The following is a 24183-nucleotide window of genomic DNA, read 5'->3' on the forward strand; positions in this document are numbered from 1 at the left end:
CCTCAGCCGTGGTTGGTGGCGACCGCCGCGCGCGACGGGGAAGCGGCCCGAGCGGGTTCCGCGGCGATATCCTCCGGTGCTCTGCAGGGTTGCGGGTAATCAACGGGCGGGTGGGTGAGCTGACTCACCTTCCCGGCTCGATCTCACACCTGTTGCGGGGCCGGCACAAGCCTCCGTCCTGCGCGGGTCGCTGACCGGCCGTACCGCCGGTGCCGGTGGGACCGTTATCGTGGGACCGCCATGGCGAAGATCTTCCAAGTGACGGCCCGCGCGGGGATGACCCGCGTCGTCGAGCCGGTCGCACGCGGCCTGCTCCGAGCGGGCGTAACCCCCAACGCGGTCACCGTGGCGGGCACCCTCGGGGTGCTCGTCGGTGCGCTCGGCTTCGGTGCCCGCGGCCATCTGGTCGCCGGGGCCCTGATCGTGACCGTGTTCGCGCTCACCGACCTGCTCGACGGGACGATGGCCCGGATGAGCGGCGGCTCCACGAAATTCGGGGCGTTCCTCGATTCGAGCATGGACCGGATCGCCGACAGCGCGGTCTTCGGCGCGGTGGCGTACTGGCTCGCCACCGAGCACGACCATTCGGGCGTCGCCGCCGCGCTGCTCTGCCTGGCCGCCGGCGGCCTGGTCTCCTACGTCAAGGCCCGGGCCGAGGGGCTCGGCATGACGTGCAACGTGGGCATCGCCGAGCGCACCGAGCGGCTGCTCATCGTCGGCGTGGGCGGGCTGCTCACCGGCCTCGGCGTCCGGCCCGCGCTGGAGATCGCGCTCTGGCTGCTCGCCGCGGTGTCGATCTTCACCGTCGGCCAGCGGATGGCCCACGTCTACCGCCAGGCCCAGCGGGTGCACACCCCGGGCGGGCAGGGGTGAGCGCGACGAGCGCCGGTCGGCCGCTGTCCGGGGGCCGGCGCCGGTGAACCTCACCGAGCTCGGCTACGTCGCCGGGTGGCGCGTGATCCGCGCGCTGCCCCGGCCCGTCGTGGCCGCGGCGTTCCGGGCGGGCGCCGACCGCGCCCACCGCCGCGGCGGCGGGGGTACGGCCCGACTGCGCGCGAACCTGCGCCGGGTGGTCGGCCCCGACCTGCCCGAGGCCGACCTCGACCAGCTGGTCCGCCGCGGCCTGCGCTCGTACGCCCGCTACTGGATGGAGGCGTTCCGGCTGCCCTCGCTCAGCCGGACGGAGATCCTGGCCGGCTTCCGGCTCGACGGCGAGGAACTGCTCGCGGCCGACGTGGCGGCCGGCCGGGGCGCGGTGGTGGCGCTGCCGCACGCCGGCAACTGGGACGCCGCCGGCGCCTGGGTCGCGGCGACCGGCTGGCCGATCACCACGGTCGCCGAGCGGCTCAAGCCCGAGGGCGTCTACCAGCGGTTCCTTGCCTTCCGGCGAAGCCTGGGCATGGAGATCCTGCCCACCCACGGCGGCGACCGGCCGGCCTTCGACGTGCTGGTCGACCGGGTCCGGGCCGGCACGGTGGTGCCCCTGCTGGCCGACCGGGACCTCTCCGCCCGGGGGGTGGAGGTCGACTTCTTCGGGGCCCGCACCCGGATGCCGCCGGGCCCGGCCCTGCTCGCCCTGCGCACCGGGGCGCCCCTCTACGTCGCCTCGATGTGGTACGAGGCGGACGCGGCCTGCGCGTCGATCGAGGGTCCGCTGCCGCTGCCCGACCCCGAGGAGGGCCCGCTCGACCGGCGGGTCCGGTCGCTGACCCAGCGGATCGCCGACGGTCTGGCGGCGGGCATCGCCCGGCATCCGGAAGACTGGCACATGTTGCAGCGGATGTGGCTGGACCAGCACGGCACGGGTGGCGGCGCGACCCTGCCCTCCCCGGCTGCCGGACAGGCGTAAGGGAGGGGTTGAGGCGTGCGTATCGGCATCGTGTGCCCGTACTCCTTCGACGTGCCGGGCGGGGTGCAGAACCACGTCATGGACCTCGCCGAGGCGCTGATCGGCCTCGGACACGAGGTGAGCGTGCTCGCCCCGGCCGACGAGGACTCCCCGCTGCCGCCGTACGTGGTGCCGGCGGGGCGGGCGGTGCCGCTGCCGTACAACGGTTCGGTGGCGCGGATCGCGTTCGGCCCGGTCTCCACGGCGCGGGTGCGGCGCTGGATCACCCGGGGCGACTTCGACGTGCTGCACGTGCACGAGCCGCTGACCCTGAGCCTGTCGCTGCTGGCCGTGCTCTCCGCCCGCGGGCCGGTGGTGGCCACCTTCCACACGGCGATGACCCGGTCGCGGGCGCTCGCCGCCGCGCAGGGGGTGCTCCAGATCGTGCTGGAGCGGATCACCGCCCGGATCGCGGTCAGCGCGCTGGCGCGCAAGGTGCAGGTCGAGCACATGGACGGCGGCGCGGTGGAGATCCCCAACGGGGTGGCCGTCGCGAAGTTCAACCACGCGCAGCCGCTGCCCGGCTGGCCGGGGGAGTGCGCGCCCGGGCACGGCGGCGCGATCGGCTTCCTCGGCCGGTTCACCGAGGCCCGCAAGGGCTTCCCGATCCTGCGCGACGCCTTCGTCGAGCTGGCCCGGCAGCGTCCCGGGCTGCGGCTGCTGGTGGCCGGCCCCGGTGACCCGGACGACCTGTTCGGGCGCTTCCCGGTCGAGCTGCGCGACCAGGTGACCTTCCTCGGGCTGGTCTCCGAGGAGGACAAGGCGCGGATGCTGCGCAGCGTGCACCTCTACGTGGCGCCGAACACCGGCGGGGAGTCCTTCGGCATGATCCTCACCGAGGCGCTCGCGGCGGGCACCACCGTCGTGGCCAGCGACCTCGACGCGTTCCGCCGCGTGCTCGACGGCGGCCGGGCCGGTCGGCTCTTCCCCACGGGGGACCGGCCCGCGTTGTGTACCGCCCTGGCCGACCTGCTCGACGATCCCGACGGCCGGGCCGCGCTGACCGCCTGCGGCGACCAGGTGGTGGCCACCTTCGACTGGCCGGTGGTCGCCCGCCGGGTCCTCGAGGTGTACGCGGCGGCGATCGAGGCCACCGACGGGCGGGTCATGGACACCGAATGGGTGGGGCTGGACTGACGATGTCGGGCATGTGGTGGGGGGTGGTCGCGGCCCTGGCCGTCGGGCTGGTCGCGGCGTACCTGGTCTGGACCGCCGGCCGGGTCGACCGGCTGCACGGCCGGGCCGAGCTGGCCGCCCGCGCCCTGGACGCCCACCTGCTGCGCCGCGCGGCGGCCGCCGCGGTCCTCGCCGAGCGGCGCTACGGCGTCGAGCTGTACGCGGCGGCGCGGATCGCGCTGGACGCGCAGCCGGACGAGCGGGAGGCCGCCGAGAACGACCTCACCCGCCAGTTGCGTGCCGTGGAGCTGGACCCGGCCGATCCGGACTGCGAGGCGGTGATCGGCGCCAGCCGACGGCTCGCCCTGGCCCGTCAGGTGCACACCGACCTGGTCCGCGACGCCCGCGCGGCGCGCGGCCGTCCGCTGGTGCGGCTGCTGCGCATGGGGCGACGCCGGCCCTGGCCGCGCTACTTCGACATCGACGACCCCACCCTCACCGTCCCGGCGGACGTCCCCGCCGGCTGAGGCGGGCACGGACCCGACAGAACGCCCAGACGGGACGCCGGGCGCACCCGGCGACCGGGCGGCGGCGGGGCGGTGACGACTGCCACAGGGCAGGCCACCGTGGGTCTGATTGGCTGTCGGACGGGCGTTGGGACGGCCGTAGCATTTTCGCAGCCACCCCACCCCGAGCACGTCGAGGAGCGATGACCCGTGCCCGAAACGACTGCCCAGAACGCCAGCGCCAGCCCGGTCACCGGCACCGCCCGCGTCAAGCGCGGCATGGCCGAGATGCTCAAGGGCGGCGTGATCATGGACGTGGTCAACGCCGAGCAGGCCAAGATCGCCGAGGACGCCGGCGCCGTCGCCGTGATGGCGCTGGAGCGGGTGCCCGCCGACATCCGCGCCCAGGGCGGGGTGTCCCGGATGAGCGACCCCGACATGATCGACGGCATCATCGACGCCGTCTCCATCCCGGTGATGGCGAAGGCCCGGATCGGCCACTTCGTGGAGGCCCAGATCCTCCAGTCGCTCGGCGTCGACTACGTCGACGAGTCCGAGGTGCTGACCCCGGCCGACTACGCCAACCACATCGACAAGTGGGCCTTCACCGTCCCCTTCGTCTGCGGCGCGACCAACCTCGGCGAGGCCCTGCGCCGGATCACCGAGGGCGCGGCCATGATCCGCTCCAAGGGCGAGGCCGGCACCGGTGACGTCTCCAACGCCACCACCCACATGCGCAGGATCCGCCAGGAGATCCGCCGGCTGGGCTCGCTGCCGACCGACGAGCTGTACGTGGCCGCCAAGGAGCTCCAGGCGCCGTACGAGCTGGTCAAGGAGGTCGCCGAGAGCGGCAAGCTGCCCGTGGTGCTGTTCACCGCCGGTGGCATCGCCACCCCGGCCGACGCCGCGATGATGATGCAGCTCGGCGCCGAGGGCGTCTTCGTCGGCTCCGGCATCTTCAAGTCCGGCAACCCGGCGCAGCGGGCCGCCGCGATCGTCAAGGCCACCACGTTCCACGACGACCCGGACGTGCTGGCCAAGGTCTCCCGGGGCCTGGGCGAGGCGATGGTCGGCATCAACGTCGACGACATCCCGCAGCCGCACCGCCTGGCCGAGCGCGGCTGGTGAAGGTTGTAAGGAAGGGCACCTTCCTAACGCCTGAGGTAGAGGAAGGGGCCCTTCCTAACCAGGAGAGGAGCGGCAGATGGGCGACGCACCCGTGATCGGTGTGCTCGCGCTCCAGGGCGACGTGCGTGAGCACGTCGCCGCCCTCGCCGCGGCGGGCGCGGACGCCCGCCCGGTGCGTCGGGCGCAGGAGTTGGACGCGGTGGACGGGCTGGTGATCCCCGGGGGCGAGTCCACCACGATCAGCAAGCTCGCCGACATCTTCGAGATGCGCGAGCCGATCGACAAGCGGATCGCCGGCGGGATGCCGGTGTACGGCTCGTGCGCCGGCATGATCATGCTGGCCACCGAGGTCCTCGACGGTCGGTCCGACCAGCGCGGCTTCGCCGGCATCGAGATGACCGTGCGGCGCAACGCGTTCGGGCGGCAGGTCGACTCGTTCGAGGCGCCGGTGGCGATCACCGGCGTCGACGGCGGGCCGTTCCACGCGGTGTTCATCCGGGCGCCGTGGGTCGAGCGGGTCGGCGACGGCGTCGAGGTGCTCGGCACGGTGACCGAGGGCCCGGCTGCCGGGCGGATCGTGGCGGTCCGGCAGGGCAACCTGCTGGCCACCTCGTTCCATCCCGAACTGACCGGCGACGCGCGCGTGCACGCGTACTTCGTGGAGCTGGTCCGGGCGTCGCGCTGAGCGGCGGCGAGCCGTGCCTTGTTTTCGCCCCGTCTGTCCTGGTCCGGGCGGTCGGGGCGTGGCGGCGAGGCGCGGCGCGGTGACAGCGGGCCGCCAGGCGTCGGTAGGATTGCCGAGATTCGGCAGGGCCAGCTGCCCGTCACGGCTTCCACCAGGGCTGACCGGCACCACCGCGTGCGCCGGCGGGAGCGGGGCGTGCGCGGTGCGGTCGATGCAGACGGCGGGTAGCAACGGAGGTAACAGATGTCCGGCCACTCAAAGTGGGCGACGACCAAGCACAAGAAGGCGGTCATCGACGCCAAGCGCGGCAAGATGTTCGCCAAGCTCATCAAGAACGTCGAGGTCGCCGCGCGGACCGGCGGCGGCGATCCCGCCGGCAACCCCACGCTCTACGACGCCATCCAGAAGGCCAAGAAGAACTCGGTCCCGAACGACAACATCGACCGCGCCGTCAAGCGCGGCTCCGGCCTGGAGGCCGGCGGCGCCGACTACCAGACCATCATGTACGAGGGTTACGGCCCGAACGGCGTGGCGCTGCTCATCGAGTGCCTGACCGACAACCGCAACCGCGCGGCCACCGAGGTGCGCACCGCGCTGACCCGCAACGGCGGCTCGTTCGCCGACGCGGGCTCGGTGTCGTACATGTTCTCCCGCAAGGGCGTGGTGATCGTCCCCAAGGCCGGGACGACCGAGGACGACGTGATGATGGCGGTCCTCGACGCCGGTGCCGAGGAGGTCAACGACCTGGGCGAGGCGTTCGAGGTGGTCTCCGAGCCGACCGACCTGGTCGCGGTGCGCACCGCGCTCCAGGACGCCGACATCGAGTACGAGTCGGCCGAGTCGGCGCTGATCCCGAGCGTCAACGTCCCCCTCGACGAGGACGGCGCGCGCAAGATCTTCAAGCTGATCGACGTCCTGGAGGACTGCGACGACGTGCAGAACGTCTACGCGAACTTCGACGTCTCCGACGAGATCATGGCCGCCGTCGGCTGATCCCGGCCTGACCCACGGCGACGAAGCGCGCCGGGCGGCCGCCGCCCCGGCGCGCTGTGTCGTGCCCTGCCCCGTGTCCGTCCGGGCGGTGATCGGGGCGGCCGCCGCCGGACGGGCGAAATTTCCGGATGATCATCCGGACACCCGCCGTTCGGAAAGCTCGCATAGGATCTCCCGCTGTTTGATCTTCTTGAGCAACGGAGAGACATGCGAAGGACCCTCACCGCCGCGGCTGCCGTCCTGGCGATTCCCGTCCTGGCCGGCGCCGTCGCCCCGCCGCATGCGACGGCGGGCCCGATGCCGACTCCGGGCCGGGGCGTGGCCGTCGGGACGTCGCGCCCACCGGTGGCGCCCCCGAACATGCCGGCGACGGTGTACGGGGGCGCGTGGCCCTCGGGCCACGTGCAGGGAGTGGCGGTCGACTGGAGCCGCGGTCACGTCTACTGGTCCTTCACGAACCTCCTGGTCAAGACGGACCTCGACGGTCGGGTCGTCGGCACGGTGACCGGCTTGACCGGCCACCTCGGCGACCTGGACGTCAACCCGGAGGACGGCCGCGTCTACGGCTCGCTGGAGTACAAGGCGCAGCGGGCCTTCTACATCGCCATCTTCGACGTCGCCCGGATCACCCGGATCGGAATGGACGCCGAGACGGACGGCGTGATGACCACCGTCTACCTGAAGGAGGTCGTCGACGACTTCACGGCGGACCTGGACGGCGACGGCGTCTTCGACGGCGACACCGGGCAGACCGCCGACCACCGGTACGGCGCCAGCGGCATCGACGGGGTCTCGTTCGGGCCGGCGCTGGGCACCGCCGGCGGGCGGAACGTGCTGATGGTCGCCTACGGCATCTACCCGAACACGACGCGTACCGACAACGACCACCAGGTGCTGCTCGCGTACGACGTGCGGCGGTGGAGCCTCCTCGCCCGCCCGCTCAGCCAGACGGCACCGCACCGGAGCGGGCCCGGGCAGCCGTACTCCAAGGTCTTCGTCCGGACCGGGAACACCACCTTCGGGGTGCAGAACCTGGAGTACGACCGGCACACCCGCCGGTGGCTGATGGCGGTCTACCGGGGCGGCAAGCCGGAGTTTCCGAACTGGACGCTCTACGCGATCGACGGCACCGTCGCCCCGCAAACCGGTGTGATCACCGGCCAGCCGGACGGCGCGACCGGCTGGATCGTCCCGCTGGCCCCGGCCGGGCTGGCCGATCCGGCCACCGGGATCCGCGGCTGGGAGGGGCCCGGCAGCTTCGGCCTGGAGGCGCTCGGCGACGGGCGGTTCTACGTGGTGAGCAGCGGGACGACCACGGTTGACGGTGAGCGGCGGCAGGCCGGCACCGCACTCCTCCAGCACTGGACGGGAGCGACGCCGAACCCCTTCGCCACGGCCGGATCCACCGTCGCCGGGCGCCGACCCGCAGCCCGTGCCGTGCTCTCCCGGCCCCGCTGAGCCCGACGAGGACGGCGCGCGTGAGGTCTTCGACGTCCTGGAGGACTGCGACGACGCGCAGAAACGTCCACGCGAACCGGGACGCCGACAGTCGGTAGGTTGGGGGAGTGGATCGTCCGGGTCGGGTGGAGCGGGACGGTGGGCGGGTCGGGAAGGGGCACCGCTTCGCCCCGGGCGACGTGGTGGTCCGGCGCGAGGTCCTGCACGGCGAGGTGTGGTTCGCCTGCCCGACCGTCTGCGTCGAGGACTCGCCCGACCTGCTCGTGCTCTACCTGCCCCCGGGCGCGGAGTTCGGCTTCCCCGAGACCGGGCGGTTCCCGTGCGGGCGGCACCCGTGGCAGGTCGCCGGGCACCGGGTGTGGAGCGGCCACGGCAAGCTGATGCTGCACCGCCCGGGCGAGGCGCACTCCGTCGACGTCTTCTGGACCGGCCCGGAGCGCGCCTTCGCCGGGTGGTACTTCAACCTCCAGGACCCGTTCCGGCGTACCGCGATCGGGGTGGACACCCTCGACCACGAGCTGGACCTCTGGTGGCCGGCCGACGCCGCCCGCTACGTCTGGAAGGACGTGGAGATGTTCGCCCAGCGCCTGGAAGAGGGGCGTTATCCGGGGATGGCCGACGCGATCCGCGCCGAGGGCGACCGGATCGCCGCCCTGCTCGACGCCGGGGAGCGGTGGTGGGACGAGGCGTGGGCGTCGTGGCGGCCGGACCCGGCGTGGCCGGTGCCGGCCCTGCCGGCCGGCTGGGACACCGTCCCTCCGACCCGCTGACCGCTGACCGCTGACCGACTGGGACGCCGACCCGCTGACCGCAGCCCGCCGGCCCCGAGCGTGCCTCGGCCCTGCTCGTCAGGACCCGCCGTTGCGGGGCATGACCGGACGGACCTCGACCGGGCGGCCCGGCCCGCCGCCGGCGCGCGACGTGTACTCCGGGACGCCCACGCACGTGAACAGCAGCGCCGCGAGGTCGTCCGGCTCGCCGAGCAGGCCCGGGACCTCCGAGTCGAGGAAGGTCATCCCGGAGGCGCCGGCACCCAGGGCGTACGCCGCGAGGTGCAGCCGGCCCTCGACGAGCCCGGCGGCGAGCTGGGCGTCGCGGTAGCCGCGGTCGTCGAGCGCCGACAGCGGGGTGGCCCCGACGACGACGTACGCCGCGTCGCCGGCGAGCGCCTGGTCCAGGCAGACCCGCAGCAGCTCGTCACGCAGCTCCGCGGCCCGCAGCGGCCTCGCCAGGTCGGGCCAGCGGTAGAGACCGGGCGCCACACCGTCGACGCCGTGCACGGCCACCCAGTGCGGCACCGGCACGCCGCGCAGGGCGGCGGCCAGGGGCCACTCCAGCAGGGCGCGCGGCAGCGTCCGGGACCGGTCCATCCGGCGCTGCGACCCGCGCCGGCGCACCACCTCGTCGAGCGGGTCGGACGGCGGGAACTCCGGCAGCGGCGGCGCCTCCGGCCAGGGCGCCCCGAGGGTGTCCCGCTCGCCCGCGCGCTGCGCGGCGGTGCACAGCGGCAGCTCGACCGGCGGCAGCTCACCCGGCACCGCCGCCGCGGTGGGGCCGGTCGCCGGCTCGCCGTCGCCGAGGGACAGCAGGGCGAGCGGATACTCGTGCACTCCGTCCGCGCCGACGAGGCGGCGCACCGTGGCGTCCGGGAACAGCGTCCGCAGCCGTGGCGCGAGGTCGGCGCTCGCGGCCGCCGCCGACAGTTGGGACAGCAGCGTCCCGGCGTCCCAGTAGAGGTGCCGCCAGCCGCGCTCGGCGTACCGCCACCCCGTCCGCCACGGCACGCCCGTGACGACGAGCGTGGTGGCCGCTCCGGTGGCGGCGGGGGCGACCTGGACGAGCGCGTGCCGCGCCGGATCGTACCAGTGCACGCCGTCCGGGACGCCCGCGACGTCGCGGGTGCTCGCGTAGACCTCCAGCGGGAAGCGTGCGCCGGCCGAACCGGCGGCCCGGTAGAGGAACGGCCGCCCGTGGCGCTCGGCGGTGCGGACGACGCCGGCGCCGAGGAAGAGCACGCGGCCGAGCTGCGCGGCGTCGAGGAGTTGCGCCCGGCCCGCGGCGCCCGCGAGCACCGCCGTCGCGGGGATCCCCGGGTCGGGCAGGTCGCGCGGCAGGGCGACGACGGGCAGGCCGTCCGGATAGCCCTTGAGCTGCGGCGGCATGGTCCCGGGGTCGTTCGGCACGAGGTCGTGGCGGATCCGCGGGTCGTCCCCGGGCACGTCCCAGTCGCGGTTCGGCACGTACGACGTCAGCCGGTGCAGCAGCCCGGCGCCGGAGTCGAGGTCCACAGCGGCCATCCTGCCAGTGCTCGCACGGCCCCGCACCGTAGTGACGACCGCACCGACCACCCCACCCCGCGCGGGGCTTAGCCTCGGGGCGTTCCTCGTCCGTCCGCCGCCGGAGGCCACCATGACCGATCCGATCCCGCCGGCCGCGTCCTTCGCCGGCATGCGCCTGATCCCCGCGGAGGCGGTCGCGGCTACCCCGGTCCGGGTCGCGGTGGACGCCCTGGAGGCCGCCCTGCGGGCGGGCCTCGACCCCGAGCGGGAGACGCCCCGCTCGAAGGTGCCCACGCGGGGCGGCGAGCTGCTCGTCATGCCCGCGACGCGGGGCGCGTACTCGGGCTGCAAGCTGCTGACCAGCACCCCCGACAACGCCGGTCGCGGTCTGCCGCTCATCCAGGGGGCCTTCGTCCTCTTCGAGGGCCCGGAGCAACGCCCGGCGGCGCTCGTCGACGGCACCGCCCTGACGAACCTGCGTACGCCCGCCGTGTCCGCGCTCGCGGTGCGGCACCTGCTGCCCCGCGCGGCGGGCGACGCGCTGCGGCTCACCGTGTTCGGCACCGGCCCCCAGGCCCGCGCCCACGTCGAGGCGATGCTGGCGCTGCACGCGATCGCCGAGGTCTTCCTGGTGGGACGGGACGGCCCACGGCGCGACCGGCTCGCCGCGCGGTGCGACCGGGCGGGCGTCCCGGTGCGGGTGTACGAGCCCGGCCCGGTTACCGACGCGGTGACGGCGGCGGACGTCATCTGCTGCTGCACCAGCGCGTCGACGCCGCTGTTCGACGGTGCCCTGGTCCGGCCCGACGCCGTCGTCGTCGCGATCGGGTCGCACTCGCCGGACGCCCGCGAGGTCGACGACCGCCTCGTCGCCCGCTCCCACGTCGTCGTCGAGTCGCTGGCCGGCACCCCGCGGGAGGCGGGCGACATCGTCGCTGCGCTGGCGGCCGGCGTGCTGCGGGAGGAGGACCTGCGTCCGCTCCGTGACGTGGTGACCGGCCGCGTGCGGTTGCCGGCCGGTCGACCACGGTTGTTCAAGGGGACCGGAATGCCGTGGCAGGACCTCGTCGTCGGCGTCGAGGTCTACCGCGACGACCTCGCCCGGCGGCCCGGGTAGGGCCTGCCGCCGGCGCTCCACCGGGGCGACGTCCGCGCGGCGCCCCAATCGATCGGCCGACGTCCGGTCGGTGGGCCGGCGGTCACGTCACCGTGCGGCGGTCGGGTCCCGGTCAGAGCCCGAAGAACGCGAGGTAGGAGTCGAGCTGGTGGGCGAGCATCGGCTCGCCGGGGTGCGCCCGCAGGCCGCGCGCGCGGGCCTCGGCCAGCAGGGCCGTCTCCGCCGGGGTCATGATGATGTCGGCGACCACGGCGTCCGTGGGCAGTTCGGCCACCGGGAACGGCAGCGGGTCGTCGGGGCGCAGCCCGAGGGGGGTCGCGTTGACCGCGAGGTCGGCGTCGGCCAGTCGCGGTCGCGCCGCTCCGGTGACCCGGTCCGGGTACGCGGCGGACAGCCGTCGCCGCAGCGTCTCCAGCCGGCCCGGGTCGGTGTCGGCCAGCCGCAGCTCCGCCACGCCGGCGTCGAGCAGGGCGACGGCGATGGCGCTGCCCGCCCCGCCCGCGCCCACCACGCACACCCGGCGGCCCCGGGGGTGGTGTCCGGCCGTGGCCAGCCCGCGGACGAACCCGTCGCCGTCGAAGGTGTCCGCGGTCCAGGTTCCGTCGGGCTCGCGCCGCAGGGCGTTGGCGCTGCCGGCCAGGCGGGCGCGGTCGCTGGCCCGGTCCGCGAGGGCCAGGGCGGCGGCCTTGTGCGGCACGGTGACCAGCATCCCGTGCAGGTTGCCCACCCGTTGCAGGCCGCGTACGACCGGGGTGAGGTCGGCCGGTGCGACGTGGACCGGGACGAGCACCGCGTCGGTGCCGCGGCGGGTCAGCACCGGATTGAGCAGGCCGGGGGCGCGTACCTGCGCGATCGGGTCGCCGAGCAGCGCGTACAGCCGGGTGGTGCCGCCGATCTCCGTCATGCCGCGCCTCCGTGTCGATGGCCGACGCCCAGGGTTGCCCGTCCCGCCGGTCGGGGTGCCGCGCCGCGCCGACGCTATCGCGGGCCCGGACGTGGGGCCCCTCCGGGTTCGCGCCGTCCGCCGAGCCGGCCCCTTCCGCCCGGTCGGCGCCGCCGGTTCCGTAGGGGACGGTGGGCGTGCCGGGGGCGTTCGACCCCCGGAGGCGCGGGGTGGGCGGTCGCGGCGGTACGGGGTGCCGGACCCGGAAACCGTTGCCGGCACCCCTAAGATCGCCGCAAGGATCTTTCGCCGGGAAATATTTAGTGATATCAATCTCGCACCGATCCCTCTCACCCCCGGAGTGCGACGTGCGGAGAACTCGCTTCGTGACCCTCGCCCTGAGCCTCGCCGCGGCTCTCGGCGCCAGCCTGTCCCTGACAACCCCCGCCCAGGCCGCCGCCACCGACCGCTACGTCGCCCTCGGCGACTCCTACGCCTCGGGCGTCGGCGCCGGCAGCTACACCAGCGAGAGCGGCTCCTGTCAGCGCAGCACCAACGCCTACCCCGCGCTGTACGCCGCCACCGTCAAGCCCGCCTCGTACCGCTCGGTCGCCTGCTCCGGCGCCACCACGACCAGCGTGATCAACACCCAGCTCTCCGCGCTCAGCTCCACCACCAGCCTGGTCAGCATCACGGTCGGCGGCAACGACGTCGGCTACTCCAACATCATGACCACCTGTGTGCTCAAGGGCACCACCGAGTGCGTCGCCGCCGTGCAGGCCGCCGAGGACAAGGCCCGCGCCCAGCTCCCCGGCCTGCTGAGCAACGTCTACAACGGCATCAAGACCCGGGCCCCGAACGCCCGGGTCGTGGTCGTCGGGTACCCGGTCTTCTACCAGCTCGGCACCGTCTGCGTCGGGCTGAGCGCCACCTCGCGTGCCAAGATCAACGAGGCCATCAACCTGGTCGACGACATCACCCGCAGCGCGGCCAACGCGGCCGGCTTCACCTTCGCCGACGTGCGCTCGGCCTTCGTCGGCCACCAGCTGTGCAGCTACGGCGAGAAGTGGCTGCACGCCCTCAACTACCTCAACCTCGGCGTCTCCTACCACCCGACCGCGGCCGGCCAGTCCGGCGGCTACTACCCGGTCTTCCGCAACGCCGCCGACTGACCCGACCGCGCGCCACCGCCGACGCGTACCGGCTGATCCGGCAGCCGCCCGCGGCGGCGGTGGCGCGCGTCCGTCCCGGCTCCCGGTGGTCCTCGCCCGATTCGCGCTCTGCTCATCCAGATCCACCCCGCACTGGAACGAGCGTTCGGCAAGAACATTCAGCACAAGGCCGTCCTCGAACTGCTGTCGCGGTGCGGCGGCCCAGCCGGGCTGCGCAAGGCCGGCCGCCGCAAATCAGCCTGCCGCGCGGGCGTTGGACTGTTCGCCAAAGGACTGACCGCTACCGACTGCTGGACACCTCCGCGGAGACGTACGCCGGGAGAGCCTGAACTTGATCCGGTTTCTTGGGCAACGAGTTGCGCATCCCCCTCGTCGGAGTCGGCACCCGGGAGGTGTACCTGGCGATCCGCTCCGACGACCAGTTGGAGAACCGGTTCGAGCCGTTCACAATCCACCCTCGGACGGCCGATAAGTTGACGTCCTCCCCCGCGTTCAGGCGGGGGAGGACGTCAACGATCATTCTTTCGCCCGACCATGCCCTACGTCGTCCGTCAGGCGCGCATGAAATGGCGAACCGGCAGCGGCCGGTCCACGATCCGAATGTCCCCGAGCCAGCCGTAGAAGCCCTGCTCGATGATGCGGTCGTAGTGGTACGCCCCGACAAGCCACGGCTCGTTGTTGGTGGCCAGCCCATTGGCTGAGGTGGACGGGTTGCGCAGCAGCTTCGCGCCGTTGACGTACATGGTGGTGGTCCGGCCGTCGTTGACGACGGCGACGTGGAACCACTCCCCGGCCCGCATCTCGTGGCCCCAGTTGGTCGAGATGCCGCCTTGGTTGAGCGGGAAGACCGCCCATTGCAGCGCCATGCCGTCGGAGAGACTGAGGGCCACGAGCGGCTCGGCCGGATCGCCGGCGGTCTTGCCCGCGTCCCGGCCGCTGCCCATCCGGCACACCAGGCTCATCCATGCATGGTTTGTGGCTCGTACGTCCGCCGGTAGCTTGACGAACGCCTCGATGGTGTATCCGGAAGCGAACGTCAGCCGGTTGAGCGGTGCATCGTCCGCGGTTCGCAGGTACGCTCCGCGCGCCGGTTGCTTTTTCCCGTTGAGGAAGATGCTGCCGTGCGCGGGCTGATCGGGGTGGTGCTCGACGCTGGAGCGCATCGCGGTCTGGTCGCTGCCCGGGAGGGTGATCCGGGTCAGGTGGTTGCCGCGGCCGGAGAGGTCGGCAACCTGAGCGCCTTCGGGGACCGGGGTGCCGTCGGGGCCGACCTCGTCGAAGCGCCAGTACGCGACGGTGCCGGGGACGACCATCTGGCTGGCCGGCCTGGGTTCGCGCGGCGGGACCGGCGCGAAGCCGGCGAAGCGCTCCGTGAAGTCGATCGCCATGCTGAACCGGTTTGCCGGTTCGGTCAGCTCCACCTCCTGCTGCTCCAGGTCGTTGCGCTGGCTCGGGTCTTTGTCGAGGATCCAGGGCGAGAAGGTCTCCACGTCGATGGTGTTCCGCGCCAGGTCGAAGTGGTAGAGGCGGACCATGCCGCTGCCGCCGTAGTAGCGGTCCTGGTAGTTGGTGATGTGGACGTGGACGTCGTGCCCGGCGGTGTTGCGCAGCACGGTGCGGCCTGACGGCCAGAAGTGGCCGTTCAGGGTCAGGAAGATCTGGTCGTGCTCCTTGATCAGCGAATCCCACAGCCGCTGGCCGTGTCCGGACAGCCGCGCCTGGCCGTTGCCGTCGGCCCACGCGAGGTCGTGGGTGGTGAGGATCGCGGGCAGCCCCGGGTGTGCGCCGAGCACCTCCCGGGCCCAGGCGAGCGTGCCTGCCGAGGGGCGCCAGTCGAGGGCGAGGAGCAACCATTCCCGACCGCTGGCGGTGAAGACGTGGTAGGTGTTGTAGCCGTCCGCGGAGGCACCGCGGAAGGTGGACATCTTCCGGTACCGGCCTGGTCCGAACACGTCCAGATAGGGGCTGGCGCCGCGCTGGTCGTCGGTCGCGGCGTTGATGTCGTGGTTTCCGGCCAACACGCTGTACGGCATCCGGTGCCCGTCCAGAATCTCGAACACCTTGCCCGCCTGGGCCAGTTCCGCCGCGGCCGCGTTCTCCACCACGTCGCCGAGATGCGCGGTGAAGACGATGTTCTTCTCGGCGCGTGCCGTCACCAGGTGCTGGAAGGCAGCTCTGAGTGGGGCGGGGTCGCCGCGATCCCCGTCGAACAGGTACTGGGTGTCGGGGATCACCGCGAGCGTGAACCGGGGTGCGTGCGGATCGGGCTGTCGGCCCGACTCCGGGTTACCGGCCTCAGCCGCGTGCGCGCCGGCCGGGGAGAGGACCGTTCCTGCGGCTGCGCTGGCTCCGAACAATCCGAGGACCTGCAGAAGGCTGCGGCGGCTGGGGTTGTTTGGCATGTCTCGTATCCCTCGTATCCGCTTTGGGTAGGAGGTCTATTGCCGATGAGCTGCGGGAACAAAGATCATTCTGTCGGACAATCGATCGGGAACGCCGGATGAACGTTGCGGAACCTTCTCGGGCCTGTGCCTGCGATGGGAATGGCGCCCGGCGTGACACCGCCGCTCGCTATCGGGCGGGCTCCCACGTAGCACCCGAGACACGCAAGAAGCAGTAGGCCTCGCCTGCCTCGTGGCAGGAGGCGCCGGGCTCTGCCGGTCAGTTGCCGAAGCGGCGGCGGGAATCCTCGATGTGACCGAGGTACTGCCGGGTCCAGGCGCACATCCCGTCGACCGTCGCCCTTAGGCCCCGGCCCGCCTCGGTGAGGGTGTACTCGACCCGGGGCGGCACGGTGGGGTGCACGGTCCGCTCGACGAGGCCGTTGCGCTCCAGCATGCGCAGGTTCTGGGTGAGCATCTTGTGGCTGATGCCCTCGACCTCGTCGCGCAGCTCGCTGAAGCGCAGGGTGCGTTCCCCGAGGATCTCGATGATCAGCAGTGCCCACTTGTTGGCGACGTCCGAGAAGATCTCTCGCGCCAGGGAATCCGCGCGCATCAGGTCCGCGTCCTCAGGCGCGCCGCTGAACTGCTTAGTCACCATGAGGTTCTCCCGTCACCAAAAAGTGCGTTCTTCCACGTCAGCGGCCACTCTCCTATGGTTTCCCAGTAACCGCAAGAGACCACGGGCGGGCACCCAACCGGGCCTCGCCCGACGAGGAGGCAGACGACATGGCCATCACCCTTGTGAACCCCCACGGACTCCCCGAGATCGACGCCTACCGGCAGGTGTCGATCGCGACCGGCGCAAAGCTGGTCTTCGTCGCCGGGCAGGTCGCCTGGGACGCCGACGGCGTCACGGTCGGCGACGGCGACCTCGCCACCCAGGTCGAACAGTGCTACCTCAACATCGGCACCGCCCTGGCCGGGGCCGGTGCCACCTTCGCCGACGTGGCGAAACTGACCGCCTACGTCGTCGACTGGACCCCCAACAAGATGCCCCTGTTCCTGGCGGGGGCCACCCGGGCGTTCGCGAAGCTCGGGATCACCCCAGCACCGCCGGCCACGCTGCTCGGCGTCGCCGCCCTGCACGTACCGGAACACCTGGTCGAGATCGAGGCCACCGCGGTCATCGAATGACCAGGCCGGGACAGGCCTCAGTGGGAAATCAAAATTCGTCGAGGGTCCTCGGCCCGTTACCTTTTTGATCGTCCCCAGCCGGGACTGCTCGGTCGCCCGGCCCGGTATGACTTACTGCCCCTGTCGTACGCATGATCCGGGGGTGTTGTCGCCGGGTCGGGTGGCGTCGACGGACCGCTGATAGGGACACGGCCACTCGCGGTGTTGGGGTAGGTCTCTTCGTAACGTGGCTGCCGGCAGTCGACGCCAGATCGGCGACCGGGTCAGTGGATGTGTCGGGGAGGCGATGCGGTGCACGGCGACGACTACGAGGTGTTTCTCGGTCTCGATGTCGGCAAGGACGGCCACCACGCCGTCGCGTTGAACCGGGACGGCAAGCGGCTGCACGACGCGGCGTTGGTCAACACCGAGGCCAAGCTGCGGCAGGTGTTCGACAAACTCGCCCGCCACGGCCGGGTTCTCGTGGTGGTCGACCAGCCGGCTTCCATCGGTGCGCTGCCGGTCGCAGTCGCCCGTGCCTGCGGTCATCAGGTGGCCTACCTGCCCGGTCTGGCGATGCGGCGGATCGCCGACCTGCACCCGGGCGCCGCCAGAACCGACGCCCGCGACGCCTACGTGATCGCCGACGCGGCCCGCACGCTGCCGCACACGCTGCGCCGCGTCGATGTCGGCGACGAGGCCCTGGCCGAGTTGGAAGTCCTCGTCGGCTTCGACGACGCCTGGCCGGCGGCGGCCCGGCACGTGGTTGGCGTGCCGGGCCGCGCCGGCCGTCAGCCCCGGACGAGGTACGCCCGGCCGGCGCCCCGCGACACCGCTCAGCCCACCGTCTCCCGGGACCGCCACGCCGTCCGGACCGAGGTGCGGCCGTTGGTCCGCAGCAGCGAACCCTCGTACACCCGGGCCCCCGCCGCGACGAGCGCGGCGGCCGCGACCAGCAGCAGGGCCAGCGACAGCAGCGGCTCCCAGCCGGCCGCGTCCCCGGTGAACAGCCGCAACGGCATCGCCGTGGGCGCGGAGAACGGCAGGTAGGACAGCACCCGCATGGCGGTCGCGTTGTCGTTCAGGAAGATCACCGCGAAGAACGGCAGCATGACCGCGAGCTGCACCGGCATCGACACGCCGGCGATGTCCTCCTGGCGGTTGACCAGCGCCCCGGCCGCCGCCCACATGGCCGCGACCAGCACGAAGCCGAGCAGGAAGAACGGCACGAACCAGCCGATCGCCGGGGCCAGCAGCGAGAGCAGCCCACCGCTGTCGCCGAACTGCACACCCACCACGGCGACCAGGGCGACCAGGGCGATCTGCCCGAGGGCCAGCAGGGTGCCGGCGACCATCTTGCCGGCCAGCAACGCCCGGACCGGCACCGCGGCCACCAGGATCTCCACGATCCGGGTCTGCTTCTCCTCGATGATGCTCTGCGCGATCTGCACGCCGAAGGTCTGCGAGGTGATGAAGAAGACGAACGCGAAGGCGAACGGCACCAGGAAGGCCACCACCGGGTCCACCGCGTCGGGGTCCAGCAGCCGCACCGGGGGCTGCGTGCTCAGCGCCGCGACCACGTCGTCGGGGGCCTCGTCCATGGCCAGCACCGCCGGCCCGGAGACCACGGCGGCGTCCACGTCGCCGTCGCGGACGGCCTGCTCGGCGGCGTGGTCGTCGGGCGCCAGCCGCACCTTTAGCCCCGCCTCGCGCAGCGGGCCGGCCGCCGCCTCGGTCACCGCCACGCTCGACGGGCCGCCGGAGAGCAGCGGCGGCAGGATGGTCGCGGCGGCGGCGATCAGCAGGAAGAACAGGGTGCTGATCAGGAAGGTGCGGTCGCGCAGCTTGACCCGGATCTCCCGGGCGGCGACCAGCCGGGTGGCCTGCGTGGTGTTCACTGGGTGACCTCTCGGAAGATCTCGGTGAGGGACGGGCTGACCGGGCGGAACGCGCGCACCGGGCCGCGGGCCAGCGCCGCGTGCAGCACCACCTGCTCGTCCGCGCCGGGCGCGAGGTCGAACACGGCGCGGGCGCCGTCCAGGTCGACCAGGGTCACCCCGGGCTGGTCCCGCAGCCAGCCGGCGTCGGTCTCCACCACCAGCTCGAACCGGGGCACCGTGTACGTCGCGCGTAGCTGCTCCCGGCTGCCGGCGGCGCGGATCACGCCGCCCGCGATGATCACCAGGTCGTCGCAGAGCCGCTCCACGACGTCCAGCTGGTGGCTGGAGAAGAGCACGGGCACGCCCGTGGCGGCCCGCTCCCGCAGGACCGCCACGACCGTGTCCACGGCCAGCGGGTCGAGGCCGGAGAACGGCTCGTCGAGCACCAGCACCTCGGGGTCGTGCACCAGCGCGGCCGCGATCTGCGCGCGCTGCTGGTTGCCCAGCGACAGCGTCTCCAGCAGGTCGTCGCCGCGCTCGGCGAGCCCGACCCGCTCCAGCAGCGCGTCCGTGCCGCGCCGCGCGGAGGCGGCCGTCATGCCGTGCAGCCGGCCCAGGTAGGCCACCTGTTCCCGGACGCTCATCTTCGGATAGAGGCCGCGTTCCTCCGGCATGTAGCCGAAGCGACGGCGGACCTCCCGGGTCAGCGGAGCGCCCTGCCAGCTGACCTCCCCGGCGTCCGGGGCGAGCACCCCCAGGATGATCCGCATGGAGGTGGTCTTGCCGGCGCCGTTGCCGCCGACGAAGCCGGTCATCCGGCCGGCCGCCACGTCGAAGGACACGTTCTGGAGCACCCGACGGTCGCCGAAGCTGCGGTCGACGCCGTCGAGACGGAGCACACTGGTCACGGCGGTCACGCTAGATCGTCAACTGCCCGCCGCCGTCCGCCCGGAGGCTGAGCGGGCAGGTCCCCCGCGCGGCGGAGGCAGGTCAGCCGCCCGGTCGCACCACCCCGTGTTCGTACGCGAAGACCACCGCCTGCACCCGGTCGCGCAGGCCGAGCTTGGCCAGCACCCGGCTGACGTGCGTCTTCACCGTCGCCTCGCCCAGGTGCAGCTCCGCGGCGATCTCGGCGTTGCTGGCACCCCCGGCGACCAGGACCAGGACCTCCCGTTCGCGGGGCGTCAGGTCGCGCAGCGCCGCCTCGGGAGAGGTCCGGACGCCGCCCCGCCCGGCGGGGTCGCCGGGGCGGGCGAAGGTGGCGATCACCCGCCGGGTGAGTTCCGGAGCGAGCAGGCCGTCGCCCCGGGCGAGCACCCGGATCGCCTCGACCAGCGCCTCCGGGGTGCCGTTCTTGAGCAGGAAGCCGCTGGCCCCGGCGCGCAGCGCGGCGAACAGGTAGTCGTCCCGGTCGAAGGTGGTGAGGATCAGCACGGCCGGCCCGCCCGGCTCGTCCTGCTCGGCCGTGATCCGCCGGGTGGCCTCCAGCCCGTCGACCCCGGGCATCTCCACGTCCATCAGCACCACGTCCGGGCACAGCGCCCGGGTCATGCCGACGGCGCGTTCCCCGTCGGCGGCCTCCCCGACCACCTCGATGTCGTCCTCCACCTCGAGGATGACCCGGAAGCCGGTGCGGACCAGGTGCTGGTCGTCGGCGAGCAGCACCCGCACCGGCCGGTCGGCGTCGGGCACCGCGCGGTCGGCGCCCACGCCGAACGCCTCGCGGTCGGCGGTCACGCCGGGCACCTCGCGGTCGGCGGTCACGCCGGGCACCTCGCGGTCGGCGGTCACGCCGGGCACCCCGCCGCGACCGGGAGCGGGAACCGGGCCCGTACCCGCCAGCCACCGCCGGCCCGCGGGCCGGCCTCCAGCGCCCCGCCGTGGGTGGCGACCCGCTCGCGCATCCCGACGAGGCCCAGCCCGTCGGCGTTCGCGGGGCGGGTGGCCCGTCCGTCGTCGGTCACGTCCACCTCCACCTCGTGCGCCAGGTAGCGGATCCGCACGTCGAGTGCGTTCGCCCCGGCGGCGTGCTTGAGCGCGTTCGTCACGGCCTCCTGGACGATCCGGTACACGGCCTGGGAGACCGACTCCGGCAGCGGCACCCGGTCCCCGTACACCCCCAGGGTGGCCCGCAGGCCGGCCTCGCGGGCCCGGTCGACCACGGCCGTGACCTGGTCGATCGCGGCGGGCCCCGGCTCGTCCGCGCGCTCCGGGCGGTCGTCGCGGGCGCGGAGCAGGCCGAGCATCCGGCGCAGCTCGTCCACCGCCGTGCGGGCCGTCTCCTCGATCGCGCCGAGCGCCGTGCGGGCCTTCGCCGGGTCCTTGTCGAGCACCCGGCGGGCGGCGGACGCCTGCACGCCCATCACCGACACGTGGTGGGCGACCACGTCGTGCAGCTCCCGGGCGATGCGAACCCGCTCGCCCACCACCGCGTGCTCACGGACCTCGGCCTGCGAGCGGCGCAACTCCTCGGCCCGCGCCTGCACCTCGTGCTGCCGGCGGGCGGCCAGCCACGCGGTCTCCCCGAAGAAGTACGCGAACCCGAAGAAGAGGCCGTTGACCAGCACCCCGTTCACTATCGCGGCGAGCACGGGGGGCACCGGACCGACCGCGCGGTCGAACGCGTCGGCCGGGATCCTGTCGATGGTGACCGCGTAGTAGACCCCCAGCCAGGCGAACATGGTGGCGATGACGCCGATGCGCAGCCGGCGGGCCAGCCGGCGGTCCGGCCCCCAGGCGCCGAGCGAGTAGAGGGCCGCGAACAGTGCCCACGAGGAGAGCTGCGACTCCGGGGCGGAGCGCGCCTGCGCGGCGACGAACGCGATCGCGATGACCAGGAGGGTGGCGGCGGGGAACCGGCGTCGCCAGATCACCGGCAGCGTCACCGCGACGGTCCAGAAGACCTGCTCCGGCCCGGAGGGCGGCGGCCCCAGCAGGAAAGCCCCGGTGCTGCGGGCGAGGGTGAGGCTGACCAGCGCCAGGACGACCGTGGCCAGCCCGACGTAGACGTCGTACCGCCGCTGTTCCGGGGTGGGGCCCGGCCGCCGCCAGTCGTCGTCCATCACGGTGTTCACCCTGGTGAGGATCCCATCCCGCTGGTCGGCGTCGGCCGGGCACCCTGCCGGGCGGCCACGTGCGGCCGCCGCGCAGCCGGGGGTACCGGATCCGCGCGCCTGTCCGTGTCGACCTCCTCCGTCGTGCCTGTTCACACTCTGCTGCTCGGGTGACTACGGTCGGAAGGCGTCGCCGGCCGGTGGTGCGGGCCGGGGCGGCCCCGGTGGCGGGTGCTGGCGGTGATCGGCGTGGCTGTGGTGGAGGTGTGATGGGAGTCGGGCAGTTTTCCACGCTGGAGTTCCTCGGCGGCGAACTGCGCCGGGCGCGGCGCGACCGGGGGCTGAGCCAGGAGGAGCTGGCCCAGCAGATCAACTACTCGTCCTCGCTGGTCGGGATGGTGGAGATCGGGCACCGCACGCCGTCGCAGGACTTCGTCGGCCGGGTCGACGCCGCGCTGGAGTCTGGCGGCTTCTTCGAGCGGCTGCTCACTCTGGTCCGGGCCGACGCCGCCCCGCCCTGGTTCCGGGAGTGGATCTCGGTGGAGGCGGAGGCGACCCTGATCCGCTGGTTCGAGCCGTCGCTGATCCCCGGCCTGCTCCAGACCGAGGCGTACGCCCGCGCGGTGCTCACCGGCGGCGGGATGCTTCGCGAGGTCGAGGTGGAGCAGCGGGTGACCTCCCGGCTGGCCCGCCAGGCGGTGCTGACCCGGGAGGCCCCGCCGGAGGCCGTCTTCGTCGTGGACGAGGCGGTGCTGCGCCGGCAGATCGGCGACCGGCAGGTGATGGCCGAGCAGTTCGCCCACCTGCTCGCGGTCACCGGGTCGCCGCACGTCGACCTGCACGTGGTGCCCGCCGACGTCGGCATGCACGCCGGGCTGGCCGGCGCGTTCATCCTGGCCCGCACTCCCGAGGGCGGCGAGGTGGCGCACGTGGACACCCCGCTGCGCGCGCACGTGAGCGACCGCTCGGACGACATTGATAGCCTGCAACGCAGGTGGGAGAACCTGCGGGGCGAGGCGCTGCCCCGCCGGGCGTCCCGGGAACTCCTCGCGGAGGTGGCGGAGTCATGGACCTGACCGGCGCGATCTGGCGGAAGTCCACCCGCAGCGACAACGGAGGTGCCACCTGCGTCGAGGTGGCGACGAACCTTGTCGACGTGGTGGGCGTACGCGACAGCAAGGACCGTGGGGGGCCGGTGCTGGCCTTCGGCCCCGCGGCCTGGACCGGCTTCCTCGCCGCGGCCACCGCCGGCGCACTCCGGCCCGCTCGTCACGGCTGACGGCCCGGCACGCCGGGGCGTGCCGGGCCGCGTGGTGCGGTCGGGTCAGCGGCGGTCGCGCAGCGCCTTGACCACGCTCCAGTCGGGCAGGTGCAGGGGATCCTGGTGCGCTCCAGTTCCAGTGCCACATCATGGTGCCCGAAGACAGCAGTGTGTTCCGGCGAGAAGGACGGCGGCGAACCCCGCAGGGTTCGCCGCCGGTCGACGCGCCGCTGGCCGGATGGCGGTGGGCTAGCCGCCGTGGGGCTTCCGTCGCGCGGGCTCCCCGGTCCGGTCGCCCTGCGGTGCGGACGCCGCCCGGCCGAGGCGGTCCCGCAGAAACTCCTCGAACGTCAGCAGCCCGGGGAACCGGTTCCGCAGGCCGGCGATGTCGGCCCGGTATCCGCTCTCGGCGAACCATGCGTACATGCGCTGGTCGATGGGTTGCGGCTCCAGGCGGGTGGGGGTGCCGGTGAGCGCCTCGTAGATCTCGGCGACCCGGGTGAAGGTGAGCTCGTCACCGGCGATCTCGATCTGCGTGCCGAGGTGATCGGCGGGGTGCGCGAAGGCGTGCGCGGCGATGCGGCCGACGTCGTCCGAGGCGATCATCTGGATCGGTCGGTCGGGTACGACCTGTAGCCGCAGGACCCGTTCCCCCTCGGTGTCGGCGTAGTGGAGAAGGTTGTTCATGAAGAACGCCGGGCGCAGGACGGTCGCGGGGAGGTTCAACGCCTGGATGTGCCGCTCGATCTCTGCCTTGGTCTCGAAGTGGTCGATGCCGGTCCGGCGCTCCGCACCGCCCACCGAGCTGTAGACCAGGTGTGCGACGCCGGTCTCCCTGGCCACGTCGGCGACGGTCTTTCCCTGCCTGACCTCGGCTGCGAGGGTGTCCGGCGTGTGCGCCAGGGCCTGGACACTGAAGACACCATGCACACCGTGCATCGCCGCGCGCAGCGAGTCGGCGTCGTCCATGTTTCCCTCGACCAGGGTGGCGCCCTGCTCGTGAAGGAGGCGTGCGGCGGGCTTGGCCCGATCGCGTACGAGCGCCCGCACCTGCCAGCCGTCCCGGAGCAACCGGCGTGCCGTGGCGCCGCCCTGGTTGCCGGTCGCGCCGGTCACGAGAACTGTCTTCCGCTCTGTCATGACGGTCCAGCCTAGGGAAGTGGCTGGTCAGCGGGACGTCAAGGGGTCGACCACCGGGTGGGGCGCG

Annotated in this window: 23 protein-coding genes and 3 pseudogenes; 17 read left to right on the forward strand and 9 right to left on the reverse strand. The window is 73.2% G+C overall.

What is annotated here, in order from left to right:
• Positions 1-240 precede the first annotated feature (240 nt).
• The 9 genes from pgsA (at position 241) to ACGF5G_RS31685 (ending at position 8544) form a co-directional block, all read left to right on the forward strand.
• The gene (gene pgsA / locus ACGF5G_RS31645) at positions 241-873 is read left to right on the forward strand and encodes a phosphatidylinositol phosphate synthase (protein ID WP_393269594.1); all 633 of its coding nucleotides are present in this window, start codon (positions 241-243) and stop codon (positions 871-873) included.
• A gap of 43 nt (positions 874-916) precedes the next feature.
• The gene (locus tag ACGF5G_RS31650) at positions 917-1849 is read left to right on the forward strand and encodes a phosphatidylinositol mannoside acyltransferase (protein WP_393269597.1); all 933 of its coding nucleotides are present in this window, start codon (positions 917-919) and stop codon (positions 1847-1849) included.
• A 15-nt stretch (positions 1850-1864) separates the two neighbouring features.
• Positions 1865-3025 carry a glycosyltransferase family 4 protein gene (locus ACGF5G_RS31655; protein ID WP_393269600.1) on the forward strand — a complete coding sequence of 387 codons (1161 nt, stop codon included), beginning with the start codon at positions 1865-1867 and terminating at the stop codon, positions 3023-3025.
• 2 nt (positions 3026-3027) lie between these two features.
• Positions 3028-3531 (forward strand): hypothetical protein, encoded by a 504-nt coding sequence (locus ACGF5G_RS31660; RefSeq protein ID WP_393269670.1) that lies wholly within the window; start codon positions 3028-3030, stop codon positions 3529-3531.
• Positions 3532-3720: 189 nt separating this feature from the next.
• Positions 3721-4638: a pyridoxal 5'-phosphate synthase lyase subunit PdxS gene (gene pdxS, locus ACGF5G_RS31665; protein WP_358093221.1), complete on the forward strand. Its 918-nt coding sequence runs from the start codon at positions 3721-3723 to the stop codon at positions 4636-4638.
• 76 nt (positions 4639-4714) lie between these two features.
• Positions 4715-5323: a pyridoxal 5'-phosphate synthase glutaminase subunit PdxT gene (gene pdxT, locus ACGF5G_RS31670; protein ID WP_393269603.1), complete on the forward strand. Its 609-nt coding sequence runs from the start codon at positions 4715-4717 to the stop codon at positions 5321-5323.
• A 243-nt stretch (positions 5324-5566) separates the two neighbouring features.
• The gene (locus tag ACGF5G_RS31675; RefSeq protein WP_393269606.1) at positions 5567-6316 is read left to right on the forward strand and encodes a YebC/PmpR family DNA-binding transcriptional regulator; all 750 of its coding nucleotides are present in this window, start codon (positions 5567-5569) and stop codon (positions 6314-6316) included.
• 207 nt (positions 6317-6523) lie between these two features.
• Entirely contained in the window at positions 6524-7774 is a 1251-nt protein-coding gene (locus ACGF5G_RS31680; protein WP_393269609.1) for a hypothetical protein, read from the forward strand.
• A 107-nt stretch (positions 7775-7881) separates the two neighbouring features.
• Positions 7882-8544: a DUF402 domain-containing protein gene (locus ACGF5G_RS31685; protein ID WP_393269611.1), complete on the forward strand. Its 663-nt coding sequence runs from the start codon at positions 7882-7884 to the stop codon at positions 8542-8544.
• A 78-nt stretch (positions 8545-8622) separates the two neighbouring features.
• Here the strand turns inward: ACGF5G_RS31685 and ACGF5G_RS31690 are convergent, their stop codons facing one another.
• Positions 8623-10071 carry a hypothetical protein gene (locus ACGF5G_RS31690; RefSeq protein WP_393269613.1) on the reverse strand — a complete coding sequence of 483 codons (1449 nt, stop codon included), beginning with the start codon at positions 10069-10071 and terminating at the stop codon, positions 8623-8625.
• 112 nt (positions 10072-10183) lie between these two features.
• Between ACGF5G_RS31690 and ACGF5G_RS31695 the strand changes: the two genes are divergently transcribed.
• A complete protein-coding gene (locus tag ACGF5G_RS31695) occupies positions 10184-11170 on the forward strand; it encodes an ornithine cyclodeaminase family protein (RefSeq protein ID WP_393269616.1) in 987 nt (328 codons plus the stop codon).
• Between the two features lie 112 nt (positions 11171-11282).
• Here the strand turns inward: ACGF5G_RS31695 and ACGF5G_RS31700 are convergent, their stop codons facing one another.
• The gene (locus ACGF5G_RS31700; protein ID WP_393269618.1) at positions 11283-12074 is read right to left on the reverse strand and encodes a shikimate dehydrogenase family protein; all 792 of its coding nucleotides are present in this window, start codon (positions 12072-12074) and stop codon (positions 11283-11285) included.
• A gap of 347 nt (positions 12075-12421) precedes the next feature.
• Between ACGF5G_RS31700 and ACGF5G_RS31705 the strand changes: the two genes are divergently transcribed.
• From ACGF5G_RS31705 to ACGF5G_RS31715, 3 genes and pseudogenes are all read left to right on the forward strand, one after another.
• A complete protein-coding gene (locus ACGF5G_RS31705; protein ID WP_393269621.1) occupies positions 12422-13225 on the forward strand; it encodes an SGNH/GDSL hydrolase family protein in 804 nt (267 codons plus the stop codon).
• Positions 13226-13324: 99 nt separating this feature from the next.
• A pseudogene (locus ACGF5G_RS31710) lies at positions 13325-13459 on the forward strand (IS110 family transposase); the annotation flags it as partial.
• A gap of 79 nt (positions 13460-13538) precedes the next feature.
• Positions 13539-13677: pseudogene (locus tag ACGF5G_RS31715) on the forward strand (TniB family NTP-binding protein); the annotation flags it as partial.
• Between the two features lie 99 nt (positions 13678-13776).
• Here ACGF5G_RS31715 and ACGF5G_RS31720 read toward each other — a convergent pair.
• A complete protein-coding gene (locus tag ACGF5G_RS31720) occupies positions 13777-15627 on the reverse strand; it encodes a LamG-like jellyroll fold domain-containing protein (protein WP_393269623.1) in 1851 nt (616 codons plus the stop codon).
• Positions 15628-15886: 259 nt separating this feature from the next.
• Positions 15887-16267: a winged helix-turn-helix transcriptional regulator gene (locus tag ACGF5G_RS31725; protein WP_393269626.1), complete on the reverse strand. Its 381-nt coding sequence runs from the start codon at positions 16265-16267 to the stop codon at positions 15887-15889.
• Positions 16268-16395: 128 nt separating this feature from the next.
• Here ACGF5G_RS31725 and ACGF5G_RS31730 point away from each other — a divergent pair, with 128 nt between their 5' ends.
• The gene (locus tag ACGF5G_RS31730) at positions 16396-16803 is read left to right on the forward strand and encodes a RidA family protein (protein WP_393269629.1); all 408 of its coding nucleotides are present in this window, start codon (positions 16396-16398) and stop codon (positions 16801-16803) included.
• Between the two features lie 270 nt (positions 16804-17073).
• Positions 17074-17520, forward strand: a pseudogene (locus tag ACGF5G_RS31735) (IS110 family transposase); the annotation flags it as partial.
• 98 nt (positions 17521-17618) lie between these two features.
• Here the strand turns inward: ACGF5G_RS31735 and ACGF5G_RS31740 are convergent.
• The 4 genes from ACGF5G_RS31740 to ACGF5G_RS31755 all read right to left on the reverse strand — a co-directional run bounded on the left by ACGF5G_RS31740 (position 17619) and on the right by ACGF5G_RS31755 (position 21736).
• On the reverse strand, positions 17619-18680 hold the full coding sequence (locus ACGF5G_RS31740; protein WP_393269631.1) for an ABC transporter permease: 1062 nt from the start codon (positions 18678-18680) through the stop codon (positions 17619-17621).
• Entirely contained in the window at positions 18677-19570 is an 894-nt protein-coding gene (locus ACGF5G_RS31745; protein WP_393269632.1) for an ABC transporter ATP-binding protein, read from the reverse strand. Before ACGF5G_RS31745 ends, ACGF5G_RS31740 begins: the two co-directional genes overlap by 4 nt.
• A gap of 82 nt (positions 19571-19652) precedes the next feature.
• Positions 19653-20354: a response regulator gene (locus ACGF5G_RS31750; RefSeq protein WP_393269672.1), complete on the reverse strand. Its 702-nt coding sequence runs from the start codon at positions 20352-20354 to the stop codon at positions 19653-19655.
• A 95-nt stretch (positions 20355-20449) separates the two neighbouring features.
• Positions 20450-21736: a histidine kinase gene (locus ACGF5G_RS31755; protein WP_393269635.1), complete on the reverse strand. Its 1287-nt coding sequence runs from the start codon at positions 21734-21736 to the stop codon at positions 20450-20452.
• A gap of 248 nt (positions 21737-21984) precedes the next feature.
• Here ACGF5G_RS31755 and ACGF5G_RS31760 point away from each other — a divergent pair, with 248 nt between their 5' ends.
• Together ACGF5G_RS31760 and ACGF5G_RS31765 are read left to right on the forward strand one after the other, a co-directional pair.
• Positions 21985-22791 (forward strand): Scr1 family TA system antitoxin-like transcriptional regulator, encoded by an 807-nt coding sequence (locus tag ACGF5G_RS31760; RefSeq protein ID WP_393269636.1) that lies wholly within the window; start codon positions 21985-21987, stop codon positions 22789-22791.
• Positions 22782-22994, forward strand: coding sequence for a DUF397 domain-containing protein (locus tag ACGF5G_RS31765; protein ID WP_393269639.1), 213 nt, complete (start codon positions 22782-22784; stop codon positions 22992-22994). Before ACGF5G_RS31760 ends, ACGF5G_RS31765 begins: the two co-directional genes overlap by 10 nt.
• Positions 22995-23225: 231 nt before the next feature.
• On the opposite strand, the gene ACGF5G_RS31770 is transcribed toward ACGF5G_RS31765, so the two are convergent.
• Positions 23226-24116 (reverse strand): NmrA/HSCARG family protein, encoded by an 891-nt coding sequence (locus ACGF5G_RS31770; protein WP_393269642.1) that lies wholly within the window; start codon positions 24114-24116, stop codon positions 23226-23228.
• Positions 24117-24183 lie beyond the last annotated feature (67 nt).

It is taken from the genome of Micromonospora sp. NPDC047730 (assembly GCF_043204765.1).
In the GTDB taxonomy this organism is placed as follows: domain Bacteria; phylum Actinomycetota; class Actinomycetes; order Mycobacteriales; family Micromonosporaceae; genus Micromonospora.

Bases quoted from the DNA above. Each gene is read 5' to 3' on its own strand.
- pgsA (WP_393269594.1), top strand. From the start codon at position 241: ATGGCGAAGATCTTCCAAGTGACGGCCCGCGCGGGGATGACCCGCGTC.
- ACGF5G_RS31660 (WP_393269670.1), top strand. From the start codon at position 3,028: ATGTCGGGCATGTGGTGGGGGGTGGTCGCGGCCCTGGCCGTCGGGCTG.
- pdxT (WP_393269603.1), top strand. From the start codon at position 4,715: ATGGGCGACGCACCCGTGATCGGTGTGCTCGCGCTCCAGGGCGACGTG.
- ACGF5G_RS31675 (WP_393269606.1), top strand. From the start codon at position 5,567: ATGTCCGGCCACTCAAAGTGGGCGACGACCAAGCACAAGAAGGCGGTC.
- ACGF5G_RS31680 (WP_393269609.1), top strand. From the start codon at position 6,524: ATGCGAAGGACCCTCACCGCCGCGGCTGCCGTCCTGGCGATTCCCGTC.
- ACGF5G_RS31690 (WP_393269613.1), bottom strand. From the start codon at position 10,071: ATGGCCGCTGTGGACCTCGACTCCGGCGCCGGGCTGCTGCACCGGCTG.
- ACGF5G_RS31695 (WP_393269616.1), top strand. From the start codon at position 10,184: ATGACCGATCCGATCCCGCCGGCCGCGTCCTTCGCCGGCATGCGCCTG.
- ACGF5G_RS31700 (WP_393269618.1), bottom strand. From the start codon at position 12,074: ATGACGGAGATCGGCGGCACCACCCGGCTGTACGCGCTGCTCGGCGAC.
- ACGF5G_RS31720 (WP_393269623.1), bottom strand. From the start codon at position 15,627: ATGCCAAACAACCCCAGCCGCCGCAGCCTTCTGCAGGTCCTCGGATTG.
- ACGF5G_RS31725 (WP_393269626.1), bottom strand. From the start codon at position 16,267: ATGGTGACTAAGCAGTTCAGCGGCGCGCCTGAGGACGCGGACCTGATG.
- ACGF5G_RS31730 (WP_393269629.1), top strand. From the start codon at position 16,396: ATGGCCATCACCCTTGTGAACCCCCACGGACTCCCCGAGATCGACGCC.
- ACGF5G_RS31760 (WP_393269636.1), top strand. From the start codon at position 21,985: ATGGGAGTCGGGCAGTTTTCCACGCTGGAGTTCCTCGGCGGCGAACTG.
- ACGF5G_RS31765 (WP_393269639.1), top strand. From the start codon at position 22,782: ATGGACCTGACCGGCGCGATCTGGCGGAAGTCCACCCGCAGCGACAAC.
- ACGF5G_RS31770 (WP_393269642.1), bottom strand. From the start codon at position 24,116: ATGACAGAGCGGAAGACAGTTCTCGTGACCGGCGCGACCGGCAACCAG.